This window comes from Pseudoxanthobacter sp. M-2, from assembly GCF_046156265.1.
GTDB lineage: Bacteria > Pseudomonadota > Alphaproteobacteria > Rhizobiales > Segnochrobactraceae > CAMDHY01.
Genome location: NZ_JAWDIR010000043.1, coordinates 323878 through 344337, shown reverse-complemented (window position 1 = coordinate 344337; position 20460 = coordinate 323878). Strand labels below are relative to the sequence as shown.

Here is a 20460-nt window from a genome sequence, read left to right as displayed (position 1 = left end):
ATGCCGCGCCTCGACTTCCTCGCCGTGAACGCCGCCGCGCTTCACGCGCTGCCGGCGCTGCTGGCTCGATGGCTTCCAGATGGTCGCCTCGTCGGCCGGGAATGGACGGCGAGGAACCCGCGCCGCGACGACCGGCGCCCGGGGAGCTTCAAGGTGAACGTCACGACAGGCGCATGGTGCGATTTCGCGACCAGCGACCGCGGCGGAGATCCCGTCAGCCTCGTGGCTTTCCTCTTCTCGCTTTCGCAGGCCGATGCCGCGCGAAAGCTCGCCGACACGATCGGAGTGACGTCGCATGGGTGAGATGGCAGCGACCGACCCCTTCCGCCCGTTGGCACCGGCCGAGATCGCCTTGGCGACCATGTCCATCGCTGGAGATCGTGACGAGCGCGTGGTGATGCCCGTGCCTGCGGACATGAGGCCCACCAAGTCGACGTTTGAGCGGCTGGCGCCGCGCGGCACGACCTTCACCGAGGCGAACGTCTTCCGCAACGAGCATGGCGAGGCGATGTTCTACGCTGTTCGCTACGACGGTCCCGGCGGAAAGACCATGAGGCCGTGCTGTCTCGTCGAGCGGGCCGCCGGTGTGGAATGGGTAGCGAAGGCGCCGCCCGCGCCTCGCATCGTCTACAACCTCGACAAGCTCACGGATCACCTTGCCGCTCCCGTGCTCGTGTGCGAGGGCGAGCGGACGGCAAATGCCGCGGCGAAGCTCTTCACAGACTTCATCGCTACGACGACCAGTGGCGGCGCCGGAGCAGCCGGCAAGAGTGACCTGTCGGTGCTCGCCGGCCGAGACGTCACCATCTGGCGGGACAACGACGAGCCGGGCGAGCGCTATGAGAACGATATTTGCCGGCGCGCGCTCGCGGCAGGCGCCAAGTCCGTTCACGCAGTAGCGATCCCGGACCACTTTCCGATTTCGTGGGACCTCGCTGACGAGCCGCCGGCGGGCGTCACCCTCGACGATCTGCGGCAGATGCTCGCCGAGGCGGTGCCGATAGGTGAGGGCCCGGCTGACACTGCCGAGAGCGGACCCATCCCCCTGTTCCCGCCCATGCCGAAGGCAGACCCGTTCCCCGTGGACGCTCTGGGCCCGCTGCTCTCGCGCGCGGTCCGCGCGATTGCCGAAAAGGTGCAAGTCCCGGACGCCATCGCCGCGCAATCGGTGCTGTCGACAACGGCTCTGGCCGCTCAGGCCCACGCGGACGTGTTGCTCCCCTACGGCCAGGCGCGGCCGCTCTCGTGCTTTTTCGTGACTATCGCAGGATCTGGCGAGCGCAAGTCGACCGCCGACAATGAGGCGCTCTGGCCTCTGGCGAAGCGCGAACGGGTGCTCCGCGAGCAGTACGTCGAAGACATGAAGGAATGGCGCCTCTCCTTCGCCGCTTGGGCCGCCGAAAAGCGGAAGATCGAGGCCAACGGCAAGTTGGACTTGGCCGGGCGCCGGAGTAGCCTGTCGGCGCTCGGCGACGAGCCCGAGAAGCCGCTACAGGCGTTCCTCACGACAGGCGACTTCACGTTCGAGGGGCTGGCGACAGCCTGGCCGAACGCACACGCATCCCTCGGCATCTTCACCGCGGAAGGTGGCACATTCACCGGCGGGCACGGCTTGAGCGACGAGTCGCGTTTGCGAACAGCCGCGGCGTTGTCGGAGCTCTGGGACGGGAAGCCAATCAAGAGGATCCGGGCAAAGGACGGTGTTTCGATCCTAAACGGCCGGCGCCTCTCGCTTCACGTCATGGTGCAAAGCGAAGTCGCGGCCCAATTCCTCGCCGACACCCTCTTGCGGGATCAGGGGCTCTTGTCCCGCATCCTCGTAGTCGCGCCCGACTCCATCGCCGGGAGCCGCTTCTACCGCGAACCGACGATCGAGGACGAGAAGGCAATCCGTGCCTATGGCGCCCGCATCCTCACCCTGCTGGAGCAGCCCGCGCCACTGGCGGCAGGATCGCGCAATGAGCTCCAGCCTCATGCTCTGACCATCGGCGCCGACGCCATCAAGCTGTGGTGCGCCTTCCACGACTCGATAGAGGCTCAGGTAGGCGCGGACGGCGCCCTCCGGCCCATCCGGGACTTCGCGGCGAAGATCGCCGAACACGCCGCGCGGATCGCTGGGGTGCTCACAATCGTCGACAGCGGCAACGCCACCACGATCGACGTGGACGCGATGGAACGTGCTGTTGCCATCGCCGACTACTACGTCAGCGAAGCTGTCCGCCTCGCTCAGGCGAGCCGCACAGACCCGAGGCTCATTCGCGCGCAATCGCTGCTTGACTGGCTGGGCGACCGCCGCGCCGACGTCATCGCCTTCCGCGACATGGTCCAGCTCGGACCGAGCGCGCTGCGCACGAAAGCAGCGATGGAGGAGTCGGTCGCCATCCTGATCGCACACGGGTGGCTCGAGGAGGTATCACCGCGGCCGCGGCGCCTTCGGTTTCTTGGGGGACGTTGACCGATGACCTACCGTCGCTTCCGCACCCGCTATTCGACCTCGCAGGCTGCTACAGTCGCTACAGTTGCTACGGTTCAGCCTCGCGCCACCCAAAGTGTAGCAAGTGTAGCGAGTGTAGCAGGGACTCCGGCCGCTCACTCCCAACAAAGTGTAGCAAGCGTAGCGACTGTAGCAGGGCAGACTTGGCGCTCCTCTTGGGACGTGGAGGACTGGCGCGCGGCCTTCGACGAGCGCGCCGGGATCCTCGAGTTTGATGGTGGGCTGTCCCGAGAGGACGCAGAGCGGGCGGCCGGGGCCGAGATCGCCGAGCTCGGGCGGGTGCTGCACTGATGCGCGCGGCTCATCCCCGGAACGCGATTTCTTACGCTTTTGCAGAGCGCGGCTCCCCCGCCGGTCCCAGGGCGAAGGCGACGGACGACAATCACTCCCCCCGGGGGTGGGTCGGTGCTGGCGCCCCTGATGGTTGGGACCGGTGCGGGCGACAACCTGTCCAAAATGGCGACAAAAAACCTTTCGACAGCACCGCCGGAGGGGGGGTGTTTGAGCCCAAAGTGGCGCGTTTCCTAGGACCGGTGCGGTCAGAAAACTTCTGCGCGGGCAAAACTGAGAACGTTTTGTTGGGGGCTCGCCCATGAAGGACCGGGGCAAGTCCCACCCATCACCGGCGGCAGACCGCACCCGGCGCTATCGCGACCGCCAGCGCCGCGGTCGCATGGTGTTGGTGATCGAAGTAGACGAGGTCGAAACCGCCGATGCCTTGATCGCGGCCGGCTATCTCGCACCCCATCACGCCGACGATCGCCAGAAGATCGCCGAGGCGGCGCAGCGGGCCCGCGTCGTTCTACTGCCGAACGCGTCACGCGTCACAGCATCGGACCGCGAGGCATGACAGGCTCTGCGCAAATCGGAGATCCCCTCATGCAAATCCTCGCGCCTGTCCTTTCCACCGACGTTCGAAACCGAGCCAAAGACTACCTGCGCCTCGCCATCGCCAAAGCGGCCGTTGGCCAGAACGGCGGATCGGACGAGGCGCTGGCGTTCTTCAAGTCGCGGTGGGGCCGGTCGGTCAACCTGCCCGCGGTCGAGAAGGCAGCGTTCGCCCCGAACCGCCGTTCCGCCGTCTCGCCCGGCACATTCAACGATACCGGCGGCGGCGCGTGGGGCTCGGAGCTCGCAGCGCAGCGGCAGCTTGCCGACGCGTTCGGCGAAGTGCTGAGGGCTCGCACCGTGATCGACCGTCTCCCGGCGGCGCGGCCGGTCCCCTTCAACATCGCGGCTCCGACGCAGACGGCAGGCGCAACGGCGCGGTGGACCAGCGAGGGCAGCGCCTTTCAGTTGAGCCCCATCACCTACGTGAGCACGACGCTCGCACCCGCGAAGATCGGCGGCGTTGCGGTGGCGAGCACCGACCTAGTGCGTCTGTCGGACCCGTCCGCGGACACCTTGATCCGTCGCGACCTCGAGGCGGTAGCAGTCGAGTTTTCCGACGTGTCGTTCCTGAACCCGTCCCTCGCGCCCGTGGACGGGCAGCAGCCGGGCGCGGTGACCTACGGCGCCACCACGATCGAGTCGAGCGGGTCGACGGCCGCGGCGGCGCGTCTCGACTTCCGGCGCCTGTTCGATGCGGTGGCCGGCGACCTCACCGGCGCTGTCGTCATCATGCGCAAGCGCACCGCGGTGGGCCTGGCCTCGATGGGTCCGCCGTTCGACACGGTGACGGCGGTCGGCGGCACCCTTTGGGGCTTGCCCGTTCTCGTCTCGGAGGCTGCGCCGGTCGACGGCAACAGCCCGGCCGAAGACACGGTCACGCTCCTCGACAGTGCCGAGCTCCTGATCGCCGACGACGGCATCGAGGTGGCGGCCTTCACCGAGGGCGATGTTCAGTTGAACGACTCGCCCGACAGCCCGTGGACCGGCTCGACCCCGATCGCATCGTTGTGGATGAGCAACTTGATCGCGTTCCGCATGACGCGTTTCGTCGCCTGGAAGCTGCGCCGCGCCGATGCCGTCGCGCTGCTCGTCGGTGCGAGGTACGCGGAATGAGCGATTTGGACCGCAAGGAACTCGAGACGGCTCTCTACGACTTCGTGAGCGTCACCAAGCAGGCGATCCGCGAGGCTGTTGGGCCGCTCGCCGACCGTATCGAAATGCTCGAGCGTCGCGCCACCAAGGGAATGATGTTCGTCGGCACCTACAGTCGAGCCGCCGACTACGCCCGCGGGTCCGTCGTCGTCGTCGATGGTCAGAGTTGGTGCGCCATCCGCGAGGTGATGGCCGGCGAGGCGCCCGCCGCGTCGGACGCGTGGAGCTTAATGGCCCGCAAGGGCAAGGACGGAAAGGACGCGGGCCGATGAACGACACGACCAAACGGAAGGGCGTGGCCGGCCTCGACGACGTGATCGCAGAGGCGCTGTCGAATGCGGAGACCATGTTCCGCGACCTCGGAGCGAGCGACGCGGAGATTGCCGCGAACATGGAACGGACCCGGGCGGACCTCGCCGCCTGGCGTGTCGACGCACTGGCAGAGGTGGCCCGCTTCGTCGACGAGCCGAACGCGCCGACGACACGGCTGCAGTGATGGGCGACTGTCGTGCTAGCCGCCGTACTCTTCGGACTCTTCCTCGTCATACCAAAGATTTGAATCACCAGATTGCACAAATACTCCCGCCGTCAGTAGATCTTTCTGCTTCGGAACGAATTCTAGGCAAAACGACGTTCGCCGCGCCACTTTAAACATATCGACGTACCTTAAGTATCCATAGAAGTACAGGTTTACTTTATTTTGCATCAAGCGATCGTATTGTTCACCTGAGAATAAGACGTAGGCGAACGGAACCGAAAATGTGCGGGTGCTGTCCTCGCGAATGAACCACCTCCCTTTCATTTCGCCACTCCGTAGAGGGCAGGTTCCCGTTGCGGACGCTCCAATCTCAGAGGTCACCCCAAAACCCGTGAAGATCGCTGGCCCGCGTCCCACGTTGAGGATGTTCATCCGCAGAGCAATTTCGTGCTGTGGACTACCGGACGAAATGATTTCCGGATAGGCGCCTGTCGGAACTAAGTATGGACGGTCGGTGGTGCGTTGCAGGCGCGTGGCAGTGATCGCTACGTTGACAGCGCTCTGCGCTGACTTAGCCGCTCGTGATGCGGCGACCGCCGCCCAACCGGTGAAAAATACGGTTAGAACGAGCAGAGCGCCTTCCAGTAACGACAACCGTATCTGCAAGTGTGCTTGCTCAACAAGTTGACTCGCAGCCTCGGCGTTGCGCCATTGCTGGCAGAGATCGGCCTCCTCGCGGCTGGAGGGATCGGAGCAGGCCTTCTCGTAATTTACGGAATAGGGTGCGCTCTCGGCCTCGTTGAGCAGTCCCGTTCGCTTGGCGTCGCGCAGGGAAGCTCCAGCCTGTGCCAGTACGGATTGACCGTTGCGTTCATCGGCTGCGGTAGCGCCGTAGGGCACGGACCCACCTAGAAAACCCAGAACGACTGCCAATCGCGCAACCGCACGGTAGGGGCTCCAAGCGATGCCGGACATTGCAGCAAGAACCCCGCGGTGAGTTTCCCTCGGCTCACCATAAACCGCAGGCTGCGCACGTCTCCTCAATTTCGCGCCGCGCTCGATCACTACTCCTTCGGCAGGTACCCCCGGCCTCGCAGCCACTCGACCACGATCCGCCGGATCATCTCCGACCGACTGGGGCTGTCGGGTTCGGCCGCCGCGGCCGTCTCGAGCGCGGCGCGCAAGTCCGTCGACAGCCTGATCGCCGTCACCGGATCCTGCCCTGTCGCGGGCCGGCCGCGTTTTTTGCGTGGTACATCTATTGACGTCATGGTCATTGCGTACTACACAAATGCGAGCCGAGCAAGAGGTGGCAGCCTCCAGCTCGGCCCTACCCCAGGCAAGGAGCTATCCCATGCCCGAAGCTGTCCCGTTGAATACCACATCCCGCCGCACGTTCCTCGTCGGCATGGCGGCCGCGGCCGCTCCCATCGCCGCGCTGCCTGCGGGCGCGAGCGGGGCCGGTTCCCACTTCCGCGCCGCTGTGGATCGCTACCGGCACGCGCTCGCCGAACTCAACGCGAGCCCACTGGAAGACGAAGACTTCGATGCCGCGATGGATGAGATCATCGACCCCCTCGAGGATCGGCTGAGCAGCATCGACCTTGCGACGCCGGCCGATGCCGTGGAGGCGCTCGACATCGTGCGGGACCATCGCGGCCCACTGAGCGAGCAGTATCAGGAGCAGCTTCTCGACCGGCTACACGACTACCTCAGGAGGGCCGCACAGTGACCACACGAGAACACCCGCACGACATGCTCCGGCGCGCCGAGCAGTTCGTAACCGCCGCCTTTCTCGTGACGTGCCCGAGCGAGCACGGGGAGTTGGACCGGCGCGAGTTGGAAGCCCTCAACACCGTTCTCGGTGAGGGGATGGTGCTGCTTCGCGACGCCAACGCGATCCTGCAGGAGGCCACGGCCAAGCGAGCCGACGACCGCATGGTGCCGCGCGATGCGGCCTAGCGTGCCGCTGGTGCGCCCGCGGCGCCGGGACGGCTGGCGGCAGCTTCGCCGGGCGGTGGTCGAGACGGTCCGCATGTGGCTCTCCCGCAAGCTGATCAGCCTCGCGACGTGGGTACTGCCGAGGCGACCTGACGGCACTTGAGCGCGACGAGCAGGTGGCGCGATGGCTAGAGCTTGCGAAACTGTCCCAGCTTGGGACGGTTTCGACACAGGTTGTGGCAAAACCAGATGGAGGGCGGTCCGCGAGGGCCGCCCTTTTCATTCCGCGAACGTCCGGGACATTCCAGAGGCAGTTTGTGGGTGGGTGCGTGGGCGGCGCTGACCGTCCCGCATAAAACCAAGTGAAATGAGATAGTTAGCGCAGAAAATGGCGGATGGGGTGGGATTCGAACCCACGAGGGGCTTGCACCCCTGGCGGTTTTCAAGACCGCTGCCTTCAACCGCTCGGCCACCCATCCGTCCCGCGTGCATTCCGTCGATCCTGCCGTCGCTGTCAAGTCGCCGCGGTGAGCTCAACTGACCTCAGGCGCGTACTTTCACCGATGAGCCGCGTCGAAGCCGATCAGCGTGGCGACCAGCCGCGCCCATGCCGCAAATCCGGCACGGGTTCACGCGCGTATCCCGGCCAATGGAGCAGCGGGGGCATGCAAGGAGGTCTCGATGCCGATTGGTGGCAAGGAACGGCTGGCTGTCGCGGCGCTGGCGCTGTCGGCGATGCTCGGTGCGGGAGTCGCTCCGACATTCGCCACGTCCGGGCCGCTCGATGCGGCGGACATCAAGTCGATTGTCGGAGGCAAGCGCATCTATCTCGCCACGCCGTTCGGCGGCGAGTTCCCGCTGAACTACCGGTCGGGTGGGGTAGTCGACGGTGACGGTGAGGCCCTCGGCCTGGGCAAGATGATGGCGCCGACCGACAAGGGACGCTGGTGGATCGACGGCAACCGCCTCTGCCAGCAATGGCAGGAATGGTACGACGGTCGCGCCCATTGCTTCACGCTCACCCGCACCGGTGACAAATCGCTGCGCTGGCTTCGGGACGACGGGCTCGCCGGAACGGCGCGCATCGAGTAGGCGCCGCGGGCACGGGCGCGACAAGAGGGCGGAGCGGCCGCGACGATTCGGCCCCTCGCGCGCCGGTGGGCGCCCGCCGGGTGAGGCCGCGATCGTGTCGAATTGCACCTTTCGCCACCATCGATCCTTAACAGCCCCTGGTGCAGGGTCACATTCGCGCCTCATTCGATCCCGATTGGGGACACGGAGCCGTCAACCCGTGTCCTTCATCGGGCGAGCAGGCTCCGAGCGGTGACCGACCCTTGCGGGTGTCCGGATCCCGTGCGACCCTTCGTGCGGCGATGATCGGGCTCAGCCTGGACCATGCCGCCTCACCGCCCTCGCGAGGGCGATCGGGACCGGCGATCGTTCGCCAACCCATGTCGACGCGAGGCAGGTGCGGATGCGATCAGTGGGTGGCGACGGAGACAGCGCGGCGACGATCCCGGTCCGGCGCGGACGCGGCCCGGTCGCGGCGGTCGGACTGATCGTTACGCTGGGATGCGTCGCCGTCGCGGGCTGCACATCGACCACGTCCAAGAAGGCCTCGGTCGACCCTCGCTACGGCGTTGCGCCGAGCCCGCTGGTGGTCGGCTCGGGCGAACCGGTCCCGCAGGGCGGTGGCCGCTACCACGTCGGCAAGCCCTACCGGATCGCCGGGAAGTGGTACAAGCCGATCGAGAACCCCGGTAATTTCGAGGCCACGGGCGTGGCGTCCTGGTATGGTCCCGGTTTCCATGGCCGCCGGACCGCGAACGGCGAGGTGTTCGACCAGCACTCGCTGTCGGGGGCCCATCCGACACTGCCGCTGCCGTCCTATGTGCGCGTCACCAATCTCGCCAACGGCAGCTCCGTCATCGTCCGCATCAACGATCGCGGCCCCTATCACGGGCGGCGTGTCATCGACGTCTCCCGGCGCGTCGCCGAGATGCTCGACTTCAAGGCGCGCGGGATGGGCCGCGTGCGGGTTCAGTACGTCGGCCTCGCGCCGATCGAGGGTGGCGACGGGAAGATCCTGGCGGCGACATTCCGCGATGCCGACTCCGGTCCGGCTCCGGCACCGGGCTCGCCGGCCGCCGAGCCGCGGACGCTGATGATCGCGTCGAAGACGCCGCCGGCCGCAGGGACCACGCAGACCAGTGCCCGCACGACTCCGACCGCAACACGCTCCACAGCGCCGCTTCTGCGCTCCGGCGAGCGCGGCGGTGCCCGGGCCGCTCCAGCGATCACCCGGCAGACGATCGCACCAGCTGCCCCGGCAGCTCCCGCTGTTGCGCCGGCCGTCGCTCCTGAGCCTGCGGCGATCGAGGAAATCCGCACGATCGAGATCGCCGGCATGCTGGTGACGACGCCGCGGGCACGGCCGCAGGAGGCCGGCTTTGCAACCGGCATCCAGGTCGCCTCGCTCGACCCCGCGCTCTCGGCATCCCCGTCAGCGCCGCAGCCCGCAGCAGCGGTCGCGCCGCAGCCGGTTGCCGTGGCCGCCGCTGCGCCTGTCATGGAGCCGCTGGCGCTGGGTGCCGGGGTGCCCGCTACGGGGGCCGAGACCGCCTTGCCGCCCTATGGCGCCGCCGAGGTGGCGGCCGCCACCCTCGGCCTGACGCCAAGGCTGCCGGTCCGCAATCCCAACGACCCGCCGCCGGCCTCCATCGACGATCTTCTGGCGACGCCGCCGGCGGCCGCTCCCGCTTATTCGCCCTCGGCCTCCTTTGCACCGGCTGGCGCCGCCGACGTGACCGGATTGGCGATCGGCCGCTTCGTCGCCCCGACCCGCACCGGCGCGGCGAGCGGCGGAGCGCCGCTCACCCGGTGACGGCGCCGCTGTCGCCGCACGGCACCGGGCGCCGTGGCGTCCTCGTCACCTTCGAGGGCGGCGAGGGGGCCGGCAAATCCACGCAGATCTCTCGTCTCGCCGACCACCTGGAGGGCAGGGGGCTCCGCGTGGTGCGCACCCGCGAGCCGGGGGGCACGCCCGGCGCCGAAGCCATCCGGCATGTGCTGCTGGCGGGCGGGGCGCGCCGCTTCGGCTCTGCTGCCGAGGCACTGCTCTTCGCCGCCGCGCGAGCCGACCATGTCGACCGGTTGATCCGGCCGGCGCTGGCCAACGGCGCCTGGGTGCTCTCCGACCGCTTCACCGATTCCACCCGCGTCTATCAGGGCACGGCCGGCGTGGCGCGCGACCTGCTGATGGCACTCGAGCAAGTGGCGCTCGGTGGCGTCGCACCGGATCTCACCGTCATTCTCGACATTCCCGCCGATATCGGCCTTGCCCGCGCCGCGGCGCGCTCGGGCGACGGCGGGCCGGACCGCTTCGAGGGCGATCCGCTCGCCGAGCACGAGGCGCGGCGAAAAGCCTTCCTCGCGATCGCCCGGGCCGAGCCGGCACGCTGCGTGGTGATTGACGCCACCGCCGATGCCGACACCGTCGCCGCTGCGATCTGGACCGCGGTCGAGAACCGTCTGACGGTCGCGACCGGCGACACCGTCACCGTGACGGGCGCCTAGACCCGATGGCGCGCGCGGCCACTGTTCGTGATGCCCCGCCGTCGACCGAGGCCGACGCGATCTCCGGCGTCGAGGCGCCGCGGGAGCACCTTCGCTTCGTCGGCCATGCGGCCACGGAGGCGGACGTTCTGGATGCGCTCCGGGCCGGGTCGCTGCACCATGCCCTGCTGCTCGGCGGCGCGCGCGGCATCGGCAAGGCGACGTTCGCGTTCCGCCTCGCCCGCTTCCTGCTCGCCGGCGGCGACCCGCGCTCGGGCTCCCTCGCCGTCGATCCGGCCGCGCCCGCCGTGCGGCTGGTCAACGCCGGCGCCCATCCCGACATGCTGGTGCTGTCGCGCAGCTTCAACGAGGGCACTGGCCGCTACCGCGCCGACATCCTCGTCGACGACGTGCGCCGGCTGGTGCCGTTCTTCGGCTCGACGCCGGCGCTGGGCGGCTGGCGCATCGCCATCGTCGATGCCGCCGACGACCTCAACCTCAATGCCGCCAACGCGCTCCTGAAGACGCTCGAGGAGCCGCCGCCGCGCTCGCTGTTCCTGCTCGTCTCGCACGCGCCGGGCCGCTTGCTCGCGACGATCCGTTCGCGCTGCCGCCTCGTGCGCATGGCGCCGCTGCGCGACGCCGAGATCGTCACCGGCCTTTCGGCAATCGGCCTCGGCGATGCCGCGGATGCCGCCGCGACCCGCGCCGAGGGATCGCTGCGTGCCGCCATCCTGCTCGCGGCCGGGGGCGACCGCGACGTCACCACCCTCGTCGCCGGCTTGCTCGACCGCCTGCCGGGTCTTGATCGCCGCGCGCTGGGCAAGCTCGCCGACGCCGTCGGCGGCCGGGAAGGGGAGGCGGCATTCGCCGCGACCGTCGAGCTCGTTCGGGACTTTGTCGCCCGCCGCGTCCGGGTGGATGCGGCCGCAGCGGCTCCGCCCGCCGTGCTTGCCGCATGGGCCGAGGTATGGGAAAAGGTCGACCGCGCCGTCGGCCGTGCCGAGGCGCTCAATCTCGACCGCAGACAGGTCGTGCTCGGGGTCTTCCGCGATCTCGCCGAGGCGGCGAAACGCGGCTGACGACGGGCGCGGCGTCCCGTCGGCTCCCCTTCGCGGCGGCCGATTCCGCCCGGTGGACCCGACCCATGAGCGACGCGCGCAAGTTCTACGTCACCACGGCGATCTCCTACCCGAATGGCGCGCCGCACATCGGCCACGCCTACGAGGCGATCGCCACGGACGCCATCGCCCGATTCAAGCGGCTCGACGGCTTCGACGTCTACTTCCTCACCGGCACCGACGAGCACGGCATCAAGATGGTGCAGACGGCCGCGCGCGAGGGCATCACGCCGCGCGAACTCGCCGAGCGCAACGTGCCGCTGTTCCAGAAGATGGTGGCGGCCTTCGGCTGCTCGAACGACGACTTCATCCGCACCACCGAGCCCCGCCACTATGCCGCGAGCCAGGCGATCTGGGAGCGCATGCAGGCGGCGGGCGACATCTATCTCGACACCTACGCCGGCTGGTACTCGGTGCGTGACGAAGCCTTCTACGGCGAAGGCGAGACCACCGTCGGTGACGACGGCGTCCGCCGTGGTCCGCAGGGCTCGCCGGTCGAATGGGTTGAGGAGGAGAGCTACTTCTTTCGCCTCTCCGGCTACCAGGAGAAGCTGCTCGCCCACTACGAGGCCCACCCCGACTTCATCGGCCCGGACGAGCGCCGCAACGAGGTGGTGAGCTTCGTCAAGGGCGGCCTGCGCGACCTGTCGATCTCGCGCACGACCTTCGACTGGGGCGTACCGGTCCCGGGTGACCCGCGTCACGTCATGTACGTCTGGGTCGACGCCCTCACCAATTACATCACCGGTGCCGGCTTCCCCGATGTCGATGGCGAGAATTTTCGCCACTGGTGGCCGGCGGACCTGCACGTCATCGGCAAGGACATCGTCCGCTTCCACGCGGTCTACTGGCCGGCGTTCCTGATGTCGGCAGGCGTTCCTCTGCCGAAGCGCGTCTATGGCCACGGCTTCCTGTTCAACCGCGGCGAGAAGATGTCGAAGTCGGTCGGCAACGTGATCGATCCATTCAACCTGGTGGAGCACTACGGCGTCGATCCGGTGCGCTATTTCTTCCTGCGCGAGGTGCCGTTCGGCCAGGACGGCAACTACAGCCACGACGCTATCGTCCAGCGCATCAACGCCGACCTTGCGAACGACCTCGGCAATCTGGCGCAGCGCTCGCTGTCGATGATCGCCAAGAACTGCGAGGGCAGGGTGCCCGTCACCGGCGAACTCACCCCGGCCGACGAGGCGATCCTCGCACGCGCCGATGCCCTGCTACCACTCTGCCGGACGGCGATGGACCGGCAGGAGATCCACGCCGCGCTGGCGGCGATCTGGGCCCTGGTCGCCGAGGCGAACCGCTACTTCGCCGGCGAGGAGCCGTGGAAGCTGCGCAAGACCGATCCGGAACGCATGGCGACCGTACTCGCCGTCACGGCCGAGGTGATCCGCCAGGTCGCCGTGCTGGCACAGCCGGTAATGCCGACGGCGGCAGCGAAGATCCTAGACCAGCTTGCAGTCGCCCCCGAGCAGCGCACCTTCGCGAGCCTCGGTCCTGCCGGCCGCCTCGTCGCCGGCACGCCGCTGCCGGCGCCGGAGGGCGTGTTCCCGCGCTATGTCGAGGCCGAGGCGACCTGATGCTCGTCGACAGCCACTGCCACCTCGACTTCCCGGATTTCGAAGACGACCGCGCAGCGCTGGTTGAGCGCGCCGCGGCGGCCGGTGTCGGCGCGATGGTGACGATCTCGACGCGCGTGCGCCGCTTCGACAAACTGCGCGAGATCGTCGAGGCGGATGATCGCATCTGGTGCTCGGTCGGCACCCACCCGCATCAGGCGGGCGAAGAGGCCGACGTGCCACTCGACGACATCCTGCGGCTCTCCGAGCACCCCCGCGTGGTGGCGATCGGCGAGGCCGGGCTCGACTACCACTACGATACCGCCCCGCGCGACGACCAGATGGCCGGCTTCCGCCGCCACATCGAGGCGGCGCGGATCACCGGGCTGCCGCTCGTCATCCACGCGCGTTCCGCGGACGAGGACGTGGCGCGCACGCTCGAGGAGGAGATGGGGAAGGGGGCCTTCACCGCCGTCCTGCACTGCTTCTCCTCCGGCCCCGAACTGGCGCGACGTGGACTGGCGCTCGGCCTTTATGTGTCGTTCTCCGGCATCCTCACCTTCAAGGCCTCCGCCGAGCTCCGCGCCATTGCCGCCGACGTGCCGCTCGACCGGCTGCTGGTGGAGACCGACGCGCCCTTCCTGTCGCCGATGCCCTTGCGCGGCAAGCGCAACGAACCGGCTCACGTCGTCCACACGGCGGCGAAGCTCGCGGCCGTGAAGGCCGTGACGCCGGAGGCGATCGCGGCCGCGACCACGGACAATTTCTACCGCCTGTTCTCGCGGGCGGTCCGGCCGGCCGGCGCATGAGTTCGGACGTCCTCGAGTTCACCATCCTCGGCTGCGGCTCGTCCACGGGCGTGCCGCGCCTCGATGGCGACTGGGGCACCTGCGATCCGGAGAATCCGCGCAACCGACGTCTTCGCTGCTCGCTGCTGGTGCGCCGCATCGGCACCGGCGGCACCACGACGGTGCTCGTCGACACCGGACCGGACGTGCGCGAGCAACTGCTGTCGGTCGGCGTCACGACGCTCGACGGCGTCCTCTACACCCATCCGCACGCGGACCACCTGCACGGCATCGACGACCTGCGGGGGCTCGCTCTGCGCAACCGCCGCCTGATCGACGTCTATCTCGACGAGCCGACATCCGATCGCGCCCATCAGGCCTTCGGCTACTGCTTCCGGACGCCGCCCGGTTCTTCCTATCCGCCGATCCTCGCCGAACACCGCATGCGCCCGGGAGAGCCATTCACCATAGATGGGGCAGGGGGTCCCGTGCCGGTGTTGCCGTTCCTGCAGCACCACGGAGACATCGACTCGCTCGGCTTCCGTTTCGACGGACTGGCCTACTCGAGCGACCTGCACGACCTGCCGTCCGATAGCCTGCCGCATCTCGCCGGGCTCGACGTCTGGATCGTCGACGCGCTGCGCGAGCGTGCCCACGGCAGCCACTTCACCGTCTCGGACGCCCTCGGCTGGATCGAGCGGCTCAAGCCGCGCCGCGCCGTGCTGACGGACCTCAACATCGATCTCGACTACGCGACACTCGCCGCGCGGCTGCCGTCGCACGTCGTGCCGGCCTACGACGGGCTCGTCGTGTCACTGCCGGCGCCTTCTGCGGTGTCCGCGGGCTAGAAGTTCGCCGAGGTCTTCAGGCCGAGCACCAGCACGTCCTTGTTCTTGTCCGTACCGCCAGGACGGTGAACGTACTGGACGTTCGGGCGGAACAGCAGGCCGGCCGTCGGGCGCACCGTATAGTAGACCTCGAAGGCATACTCGGTGTCCTGCACCGCGACCGGCCCGAGCCCCGCGCGGTTCTGCGCCCGCTGCGACTTCGCCACCTTGTCGTTCACGTGGGTGGCGCCGGCCGCGAAGGCGATGTCGTCCTGCGGACGCGAGGCGAACAGGCCGGTATAGACCACGCCGACGGCGGCCTGGCGGTCGGTGAAAGAGGTCCGCTCATCGGACCAGACGGCGTTCAGGAACACGTTGACGCGCTCCGACAGCTGCTGCTGGAAATTGATGTAGGCGCCCCAGCGGCCGCGGTCCTGCGCCGGCGGCAGGCCAGTGACGGCGAAGAAGTTGCCGTTCCTGTCATAGGCGACGTTGTCGGCGCTCGCGGTCGCGTACCAGCCGCCGACCTTGTAGCTGCCGGGCAGGGCGCCGTCGCCGAAGCTCGGGGTCCAGGCGACTTCCGCCGGCAAAAGCGCCCCGGTCGAGTCCTCGAACCACACCGGCAGCAGCGCGTCCGCCGTGCCGAGATATTTCGGGTTCATGTCGTAGATGCCGGCCTGCACGTAGCCGAAGTCGTGGATGTTCACCTTGACGCGGGTGCCCCACTGGCTGATCGGCCAGTTGTAGATGTAGTCGCCGTCGAGGTTGCCCGGATTTGCGCCACAGAAGGTCAGGTTCTGGAAATCGCAGGAGAACGCGGCGAAATCCTCGCCGAACGTCATGCGCCCGACCTTCCAGTCGAGGAGATCGTCGGCGAAGGTCTGCTGGTACCAGAACTGGGTCAGGCGCGCCGTCTGGCCGCGGCCGAACACCTCCTGCACCTGCTGCAGCGTGCCGAGCTTCGCGTCGGTGCTGAGGTTGCGGCCGTCGCGCTGGGTGAACGTCACCTGGAAGCGGGCATCGGGAACGCCGAGCAGCTTGTCGAGGTCGAGGGTGACGCCGGCCGTCCACTGGTCCGCATAGCGGACCATCTGCCGGTCGCCACCGGTGGCGTTGTAGGCGACCTCGCTGACATAGCCGAACTGGAAGTCGAAGCCCTGGTCGCGGAGCCGCAGGCGCTCGCCAGCCCAGTCACCGAAGAGCCAGGGTTCCGACGCGACGGCCGGCGACGCCGCGTCGGCAGACTTCGCGACTGACAGCTCGTCGGCGTGCGAGACGACAGGCAGGAGCAGAAGCGCAACGAAGGCTAACGAACCGCCGGCCGCTGCTGCTTGCGCCATCACCGTCTCCCGACCGTTTGCCACCGTGCATTCTGTGTGCGCGGGTTTCAGGGACCGGGTCGCGGAGCGCGCGGTCCTCATCAACTAGTAGATGATTCTCGCGGATCGCCGATCAGCCACGTCGGATCGTCCCCAGGATGCGTAACGTTGGGCGCGAGAGAGGCCAGCGGCCGAGGGCGCGAAATCTGCTTCGGTCGTAACGCCGCGTGCCGAAGCCTCATCACGCAGCGTCAGCGCAATACGCCGGCGACAAGACCTGCAGCGGCACCGGCGGCGCGAGCCGCATCGTGGCGCTGGTCTGAGGTTTCCAGCATAGGATGGACGGCGGCGCCGACTCGCTCGGCGCCGCCGGCGTTGTCGCCGGGCTCCAGCATCTGGGTTTTGGTTCCATAATCCATGTTATGCGACATTCCGATATGCTAAGCGGTTGCTCTTCCTGCCATAGGTTCCAGCGGTTTGCCCGGACGATGCCGTCTGCCCTCGCCCTGCCAGCACCCGTCTCTGGATTGGCGCGGATGATGGCGCATCGAGGCGCCATGGCCCGGAGGCTCCCGTCATGACGCCGACGCGCGACATCGAGCGGCTCGTCGAGATCATGGCGCGGCTGCGCGATCCCGAGCGCGGCTGTCCATGGGACGTCCAGCAGACATTCGCGACGATCGCGCCATACACGATCGAGGAAGCCTACGAGGTCGCCGACGCCATCGAGCGCGGCGATCTCGACGACCTCCGCGACGAGCTCGGCGACCTGTTGCTGCAGGTCGTCTTCCACGCGCGCATGGCGGAGGAAGCCGGCGTCTTCGGCTTCGGCGACGTCGTGCTCGCCATCAACGAGAAGCTCGTTCGCCGGCATCCGCACGTCTTTGGCGACCTCGAAGGCGCCGATCCGCAGGCCGTGAAGCGGCTGTGGGCGTCGATCAAGGCCGAAGAGAAGAAGGCGCGCGCCGCGCGGCGTAAGGCCCAGGGTCTGCCGCCGGAGCCGCCGGCAGGGGCCCTGGACGGGGTTCCCGGCGCCCTGCCCGCCCTCGGCCGCGCCGTCAAGCTGCAGGAGCGCGCCGCCCGCGTCGGCTTCGACTGGCCCGATGCCCGTCAGGTGCTCGACAAGATCGAGGAAGAAGTCGCCGAACTGCGCGCCGAGCTCGACGCCGGCGATCCGGCACGGCTCGCCGACGAGGTGGGCGATCTCCTGTTCGCTGTCGCCAACCTCGCCCGTCACGCCGGCGTCGATCCGGAGACCGCGCTCGCCGGCACCAACGGCAAGTTCACACGCCGGTTCGCCCACATCGAGGCACAGCTGGCGCACGCCGGCCGCGGCCCGCACGACGCCAGCCTCGAGGAGATGGAGGCGCTCTGGCAGGAGGCGAAGGCAGATGAGCGCCGCTGACGGCTCTGCCCTGAGCAGAGCCGCTAGCCCATAGCCGCGAAAACTCTTTACCGATCAGCGGATTGCGCTGTTGCCCTCACCTGCTGCCGCAGGAGTGGACGCCTCACGCCGCGAACGAGTAGGAGAACCCTGCACGCTCCAGAAGCCCGACGATCGCCTCGTTGCCCGGCGTCAGCACGACCCCGTCGATCAACGTGTCGGTCAGGTCGGCCGTGAGCTGGCCCTGGCTGCGCTTGTCGGGGTTGACGCCCTTGGCGATCAGCGCGCCGGCGAGTTCCCAGACGGCGTTGTGGCAGGCGCAGAACACGACCCCGCGCTTCTGCAGCACGGGGATGTAGTTGCCGAGGGTGTCGGAGTAGAGCCCCGTCGGGTCCTCGACGTCCTTCACCTGCGCCTTCGTCACCTTCGGGTCCTTGATCATCGTGTTGCGCTTGAAGGCGCCGCTGGTGAGGCTCGCGATGTCGTACTTCTCCCAGGCCGCCTGGTTGTAGAGGCTGTACTGGGCCGGCCCATGCGGCGCCGCCACCATCAGGAAGTTCGGGTGTCCGAGGGCGAAGGCCTCCGCATTCATCGTGTTGCGGATTTGCGTCAGCCAGGTGCCGGCGATGTCGGTCGTGTCGAAGACGTGCTTCTGGCGGCCGCCATAGGCGAGGATCAGGTCGATCGCCGCGCTGTCCCACTGGCCGGGCTTCGTCAGGATTATCGGCGCCTTCTTCGCGCCGCGCCGCCGCTTGATCTCGGCGAGCGCGCGGTAGAAGGAGCGCAGCCGGTCGGCCCCGTCTGGCAGGTAATCGGTATCCCGCGCGCTCGCCTCGACGGCGGCCTCCACAGGACCCGCGGTCGCCACGGCGGCCCCGGCGATGCCCGCAACGGCCGCGATCGTCTGCAGCGTCGCCCTGCGGGTCAGTCCATCATTCGTCACGTCGTAGTCCCCCGGTATCAGTCGCGACCCCGGGGCAGTTTTGCCATTTGGCCCGCACCCCCGCCAGCCTGGGGAAGGCGTTTTTTTTGCCGAGCAGCAGCGCCTGGCGGATGCGGGACGCGGTTTCGAAACCGATCCTTGTCGTCCGCTCAGGCCGCACCAGCGCGTCGCGACCCGCGTGTCGACGGGTGGATGTAGCGACCGGCCCGCTGCTTGAAGGGCACCTTCTGGCGCGGCGGCACGCGCAGCACGAGTCGCACCCCGTCCTCGCCGTCCTCGCGCTCCATCACCTCGGTCGAGCGGTGCAGCCAGGCGAGAAGCTCGCCCTCCGTCACCGGCACGACCAGCCGGACTTCCCACTTGTCTTCCGACAGCCGCGCCTCGATGCGGGCGAGCAGGCGGTTGACCCCCTCGCCCGTCACCGCCGAGATCGCCACCGGCCCCTCGCCTTCTGGCGACGCCAGCAGGCGCGCCCGGCGCTCGGCGTCGACCAGATCGATCTTGTTCAGCACCTCGATCAGTCGGTCGCGATCGTGCGGGTCGATGTCGAGGAGCGTCAGCGTCTCCTGCACGTCGCGGGATTGAGCATCCGAATCGGGATGGGAGACATCGCGCACGTGCAGGATGACGTCGGCCTCGACGACCTCCTCGAGCGTGGCGCGGAAGGCGGCGACGAGGTGGGTCGGCAGGTCCGAGATGAAGCCGACGGTGTCCGACAGGATCGCCGAGCCGCCATGCGGCAGGCGGATCTGGCGCAGTGTCGGATCGAGCGTCGCGAACAGGAGGTCCTTCGACAGCACGCCGGCATCGGTCAGCCGGTTGAACAGCGTCGACTTGCCGGCGTTGGTGTAGCCGACCAGCGCGATCACCGGATGCGGCACCTTCTTGCGGTTCGCCCGGTGGAGGCCGCGCGTGCGCTTCACGTCCTCGAGCTCGCGCTCGATCTTGATGATGCGCTCCTGGATCAGCCGGCGATCCGCCTCGATCTGGGTCTCGCCGGGGCCGCCGAGGAAGCCGAAGCCGCCGCGCTGGCGCTCGAGATGTGTCCAGGTTCGCACCAGCCGGCTCTTCTGCCAGTTGAGATGGGCGAGCTCGACCTGCAGCGTGCCTTCCCGTGTTCGGGCACGGGCACCGAAGATCTCCAGGATGAGCGCGGTGCGATCGAGCACCTTGGCGCTCCAAGCCTTCTCGAGATTGCGCTGCTGCACCGGGGTCAGCGGATGGTCGACGACGACGAGGTCCGCCTCCTCGGTGGCGACGGCGAGCTTCAGTTCCTCGACCTTGCCTGTGCCGAACAGGGTTGCCGGGCGGGTCGCCGACAGGCGGACGACATAGGCGCCGACGACCTCCAGGTCGATCGCCCCGGCAAGGCCGACGGCTTCGGCGAGCCTCGCCTCCGGGGATCGCGTGGCAGCCCCCTCCCCGGCATCGGCGCTCCGGCGCTCGGTCCGCACTGGCGCGATGACGATTGCGCGCGTCCGCTTCGCGAGGCGCGAGATTCCCTCCCGGCGGTCGCGACGGTCCGGGCCAGCCTCTTCTTCGTCTGGGGTTCTATCGCTCAATTCGCAGACCGGCTTTCTTTCGTGCATGCTTTTCAGGCGGAGACCCGATGAGGCCCCCCGTCCGTCCTTCATGACACGAAATCGCGGCCCGCGGCGAGCAGTTCCGTCCTCGCCCTCGCGGGCGCGTCAATCGCGAACTCCGCGCCCGCCGGGACGAGCGCGGAGCTTCGCGAAGCGTAGCTGTCGAACGATTGCTACGGGGATCAGGCCTCTTCCGTCGGCTCGAACAGCTGGATCGGCTGGTTCGGCATGACGGTCGAGATCGCGTGCTTGTAGACGAGTTGAGAGTGCCCATCGCGCCGCAGAAGGACGCAGAAGTTGTCAAACCAAGTCACAACACCTTGAAGCTTGACGCCGTTGACGAGGAAGATGGTCAGTGGAGTCTTGTGCTTGCGGACGTAGTTTAGGAAGGTGTCCTGTAGATTTTGTGCGCGGTCCGCCATGGT

General features: G+C 68.2%; 21 protein-coding genes and 1 tRNA gene. 16 read left to right on the top strand and 6 right to left on the bottom strand.

Annotation, left to right across the window (positions count from 1 at the left end):
- The 6 genes from RUR49_RS19280 (at nucleotide 1) to RUR49_RS19255 (ending at nucleotide 5033) form a co-directional block, all read left to right on the top strand.
- A complete protein-coding gene (locus RUR49_RS19280; RefSeq protein WP_409148029.1) occupies nucleotides 1-303 on the top strand; it encodes a hypothetical protein in 303 nt (100 codons plus the stop codon).
- Entirely contained in the window at nucleotides 296-2455 is a 2160-nt protein-coding gene (locus tag RUR49_RS19275) for a DUF3987 domain-containing protein (protein WP_409148028.1), read from the top strand. The genes RUR49_RS19280 and RUR49_RS19275 overlap by 8 nt, the downstream gene beginning before the upstream one ends.
- A 631-nt stretch (nucleotides 2456-3086) precedes the next feature.
- Nucleotides 3087-3344 carry a hypothetical protein gene (locus RUR49_RS19270; protein WP_409148027.1) on the top strand — a complete coding sequence of 86 codons (258 nt, stop codon included), beginning with the start codon at nucleotides 3087-3089 and terminating at the stop codon, nucleotides 3342-3344.
- Between the two features lie 29 nt (nucleotides 3345-3373).
- Complete coding sequence (locus RUR49_RS19265) at nucleotides 3374-4498, top strand: phage major capsid protein (protein ID WP_409148026.1); 1125 nt, start codon at nucleotides 3374-3376, stop codon at nucleotides 4496-4498.
- Nucleotides 4495-4809: a hypothetical protein gene (locus RUR49_RS19260; protein WP_409148025.1), complete on the top strand. Its 315-nt coding sequence runs from the start codon at nucleotides 4495-4497 to the stop codon at nucleotides 4807-4809. The genes RUR49_RS19265 and RUR49_RS19260 overlap by 4 nt, the downstream gene beginning before the upstream one ends.
- Nucleotides 4806-5033, top strand: a complete 228-nt coding sequence (locus RUR49_RS19255; protein ID WP_409148024.1) for a hypothetical protein — start codon at nucleotides 4806-4808, stop codon at nucleotides 5031-5033. Before RUR49_RS19260 ends, RUR49_RS19255 begins: the two co-directional genes overlap by 4 nt.
- A 15-nt stretch (nucleotides 5034-5048) precedes the next feature.
- On the opposite strand, the gene RUR49_RS19250 is transcribed toward RUR49_RS19255, so the two are convergent.
- On the bottom strand, nucleotides 5049-6080 hold the full coding sequence (locus RUR49_RS19250) for a hypothetical protein (RefSeq protein WP_409148023.1): 1032 nt from the start codon (nucleotides 6078-6080) through the stop codon (nucleotides 5049-5051).
- Between the two features lie 289 nt (nucleotides 6081-6369).
- Here RUR49_RS19250 and RUR49_RS19245 point away from each other — a divergent pair, with 289 nt between their 5' ends.
- Nucleotides 6370-6747 (top strand): hypothetical protein, encoded by a 378-nt coding sequence (locus RUR49_RS19245; protein WP_409148022.1) that lies wholly within the window; start codon nucleotides 6370-6372, stop codon nucleotides 6745-6747.
- Entirely contained in the window at nucleotides 6744-6977 is a 234-nt protein-coding gene (locus RUR49_RS19240; protein ID WP_409148021.1) for a hypothetical protein, read from the top strand. The genes RUR49_RS19245 and RUR49_RS19240 overlap by 4 nt, the downstream gene beginning before the upstream one ends.
- 368 nt (nucleotides 6978-7345) lie before the next feature.
- Here the strand turns inward: RUR49_RS19240 and RUR49_RS19235 are convergent.
- A tRNA-Ser gene (locus RUR49_RS19235) sits at nucleotides 7346-7435 on the bottom strand.
- Between the two features lie 109 nt (nucleotides 7436-7544).
- Between RUR49_RS19235 and RUR49_RS19230 the strand changes: the two genes are divergently transcribed.
- From RUR49_RS19230 to RUR49_RS19200, 7 genes are all read left to right on the top strand, one after another.
- Nucleotides 7545-8048: a hypothetical protein gene (locus tag RUR49_RS19230; protein WP_409148020.1), complete on the top strand. Its 504-nt coding sequence runs from the start codon at nucleotides 7545-7547 to the stop codon at nucleotides 8046-8048.
- A 391-nt stretch (nucleotides 8049-8439) separates the two neighbouring features.
- On the top strand, nucleotides 8440-9840 hold the full coding sequence (locus RUR49_RS19225) for a septal ring lytic transglycosylase RlpA family protein (RefSeq protein ID WP_409148019.1): 1401 nt from the start codon (nucleotides 8440-8442) through the stop codon (nucleotides 9838-9840).
- 8 nt (nucleotides 9841-9848) lie between these two features.
- The gene (gene tmk, locus RUR49_RS19220) at nucleotides 9849-10532 is read left to right on the top strand and encodes a dTMP kinase (protein WP_409148131.1); all 684 of its coding nucleotides are present in this window, start codon (nucleotides 9849-9851) and stop codon (nucleotides 10530-10532) included.
- A gap of 5 nt (nucleotides 10533-10537) precedes the next feature.
- The gene (locus tag RUR49_RS19215) at nucleotides 10538-11593 is read left to right on the top strand and encodes a DNA polymerase III subunit delta' (protein ID WP_409148018.1); all 1056 of its coding nucleotides are present in this window, start codon (nucleotides 10538-10540) and stop codon (nucleotides 11591-11593) included.
- A 65-nt stretch (nucleotides 11594-11658) separates the two neighbouring features.
- Nucleotides 11659-13212: a methionine--tRNA ligase gene (metG, locus tag RUR49_RS19210; protein ID WP_409148017.1), complete on the top strand. Its 1554-nt coding sequence runs from the start codon at nucleotides 11659-11661 to the stop codon at nucleotides 13210-13212.
- Nucleotides 13212-14000 (top strand): TatD family hydrolase, encoded by a 789-nt coding sequence (locus RUR49_RS19205; protein ID WP_409148016.1) that lies wholly within the window; start codon nucleotides 13212-13214, stop codon nucleotides 13998-14000. The genes metG and RUR49_RS19205 overlap by 1 nt, the downstream gene beginning before the upstream one ends.
- Nucleotides 13997-14827, top strand: a complete 831-nt coding sequence (locus RUR49_RS19200; RefSeq protein WP_409148015.1) for an MBL fold metallo-hydrolase — start codon at nucleotides 13997-13999, stop codon at nucleotides 14825-14827. The genes RUR49_RS19205 and RUR49_RS19200 overlap by 4 nt, the downstream gene beginning before the upstream one ends.
- Here RUR49_RS19200 and RUR49_RS19195 read toward each other — a convergent pair.
- Nucleotides 14824-16146 carry a carbohydrate porin gene (locus RUR49_RS19195; protein ID WP_409148014.1) on the bottom strand — a complete coding sequence of 441 codons (1323 nt, stop codon included), beginning with the start codon at nucleotides 16144-16146 and terminating at the stop codon, nucleotides 14824-14826. The two genes, RUR49_RS19200 and RUR49_RS19195, sit on opposite strands and share 4 nt — an antisense overlap.
- A gap of 556 nt (nucleotides 16147-16702) precedes the next feature.
- Between RUR49_RS19195 and mazG the strand changes: the two genes are divergently transcribed.
- Entirely contained in the window at nucleotides 16703-17530 is an 828-nt protein-coding gene (mazG, locus tag RUR49_RS19190) for a nucleoside triphosphate pyrophosphohydrolase (protein ID WP_409148013.1), read from the top strand.
- 103 nt (nucleotides 17531-17633) lie between these two features.
- Here mazG and RUR49_RS19185 read toward each other — a convergent pair whose 3' ends face one another.
- The 3 genes from RUR49_RS19185 to hfq all read right to left on the bottom strand — a co-directional run bounded on the left by RUR49_RS19185 (nucleotide 17634) and on the right by hfq (nucleotide 20457).
- On the bottom strand, nucleotides 17634-18452 hold the full coding sequence (locus RUR49_RS19185) for a transcriptional initiation protein Tat (RefSeq protein ID WP_409148012.1): 819 nt from the start codon (nucleotides 18450-18452) through the stop codon (nucleotides 17634-17636).
- A 149-nt stretch (nucleotides 18453-18601) separates the two neighbouring features.
- Complete coding sequence (hflX, locus tag RUR49_RS19180) at nucleotides 18602-20041, bottom strand: GTPase HflX (protein ID WP_409148011.1); 1440 nt, start codon at nucleotides 20039-20041, stop codon at nucleotides 18602-18604.
- Nucleotides 20042-20217: 176 nt separating this feature from the next.
- The gene (hfq, locus tag RUR49_RS19175; protein WP_409148010.1) at nucleotides 20218-20457 is read right to left on the bottom strand and encodes an RNA chaperone Hfq; all 240 of its coding nucleotides are present in this window, start codon (nucleotides 20455-20457) and stop codon (nucleotides 20218-20220) included.
- Nucleotides 20458-20460 lie beyond the last annotated feature (3 nt).

Coding starts and splice junctions, on each gene's coding strand:
- RUR49_RS19205 (WP_409148016.1), top strand. CDS start 13,212: ATGCTCGTCGACAGCCACTGCCACCTCGACTTCCCGGATTTCGAAGAC.
- RUR49_RS19255 (WP_409148024.1), top strand. CDS start 4,806: ATGAACGACACGACCAAACGGAAGGGCGTGGCCGGCCTCGACGACGTG.
- hfq (WP_409148010.1), bottom strand. CDS start 20,457: ATGGCGGACCGCGCACAAAATCTACAGGACACCTTCCTAAACTACGTC.
- hflX (WP_409148011.1), bottom strand. CDS start 20,041: ATGCACGAAAGAAAGCCGGTCTGCGAATTGAGCGATAGAACCCCAGAC.
- RUR49_RS19280 (WP_409148029.1), top strand. CDS start 1: ATGCCGCGCCTCGACTTCCTCGCCGTGAACGCCGCCGCGCTTCACGCG.
- RUR49_RS19260 (WP_409148025.1), top strand. CDS start 4,495: ATGAGCGATTTGGACCGCAAGGAACTCGAGACGGCTCTCTACGACTTC.
- mazG (WP_409148013.1), top strand. CDS start 16,703: ATGACGCCGACGCGCGACATCGAGCGGCTCGTCGAGATCATGGCGCGG.
- RUR49_RS19265 (WP_409148026.1), top strand. CDS start 3,374: ATGCAAATCCTCGCGCCTGTCCTTTCCACCGACGTTCGAAACCGAGCC.
- RUR49_RS19275 (WP_409148028.1), top strand. CDS start 296: ATGGGTGAGATGGCAGCGACCGACCCCTTCCGCCCGTTGGCACCGGCC.
- metG (WP_409148017.1), top strand. CDS start 11,659: ATGAGCGACGCGCGCAAGTTCTACGTCACCACGGCGATCTCCTACCCG.
- RUR49_RS19200 (WP_409148015.1), top strand. CDS start 13,997: ATGAGTTCGGACGTCCTCGAGTTCACCATCCTCGGCTGCGGCTCGTCC.
- RUR49_RS19270 (WP_409148027.1), top strand. CDS start 3,087: ATGAAGGACCGGGGCAAGTCCCACCCATCACCGGCGGCAGACCGCACC.
- RUR49_RS19215 (WP_409148018.1), top strand. CDS start 10,538: ATGGCGCGCGCGGCCACTGTTCGTGATGCCCCGCCGTCGACCGAGGCC.
- RUR49_RS19245 (WP_409148022.1), top strand. CDS start 6,370: ATGCCCGAAGCTGTCCCGTTGAATACCACATCCCGCCGCACGTTCCTC.
- RUR49_RS19195 (WP_409148014.1), bottom strand. CDS start 16,146: ATGGCGCAAGCAGCAGCGGCCGGCGGTTCGTTAGCCTTCGTTGCGCTT.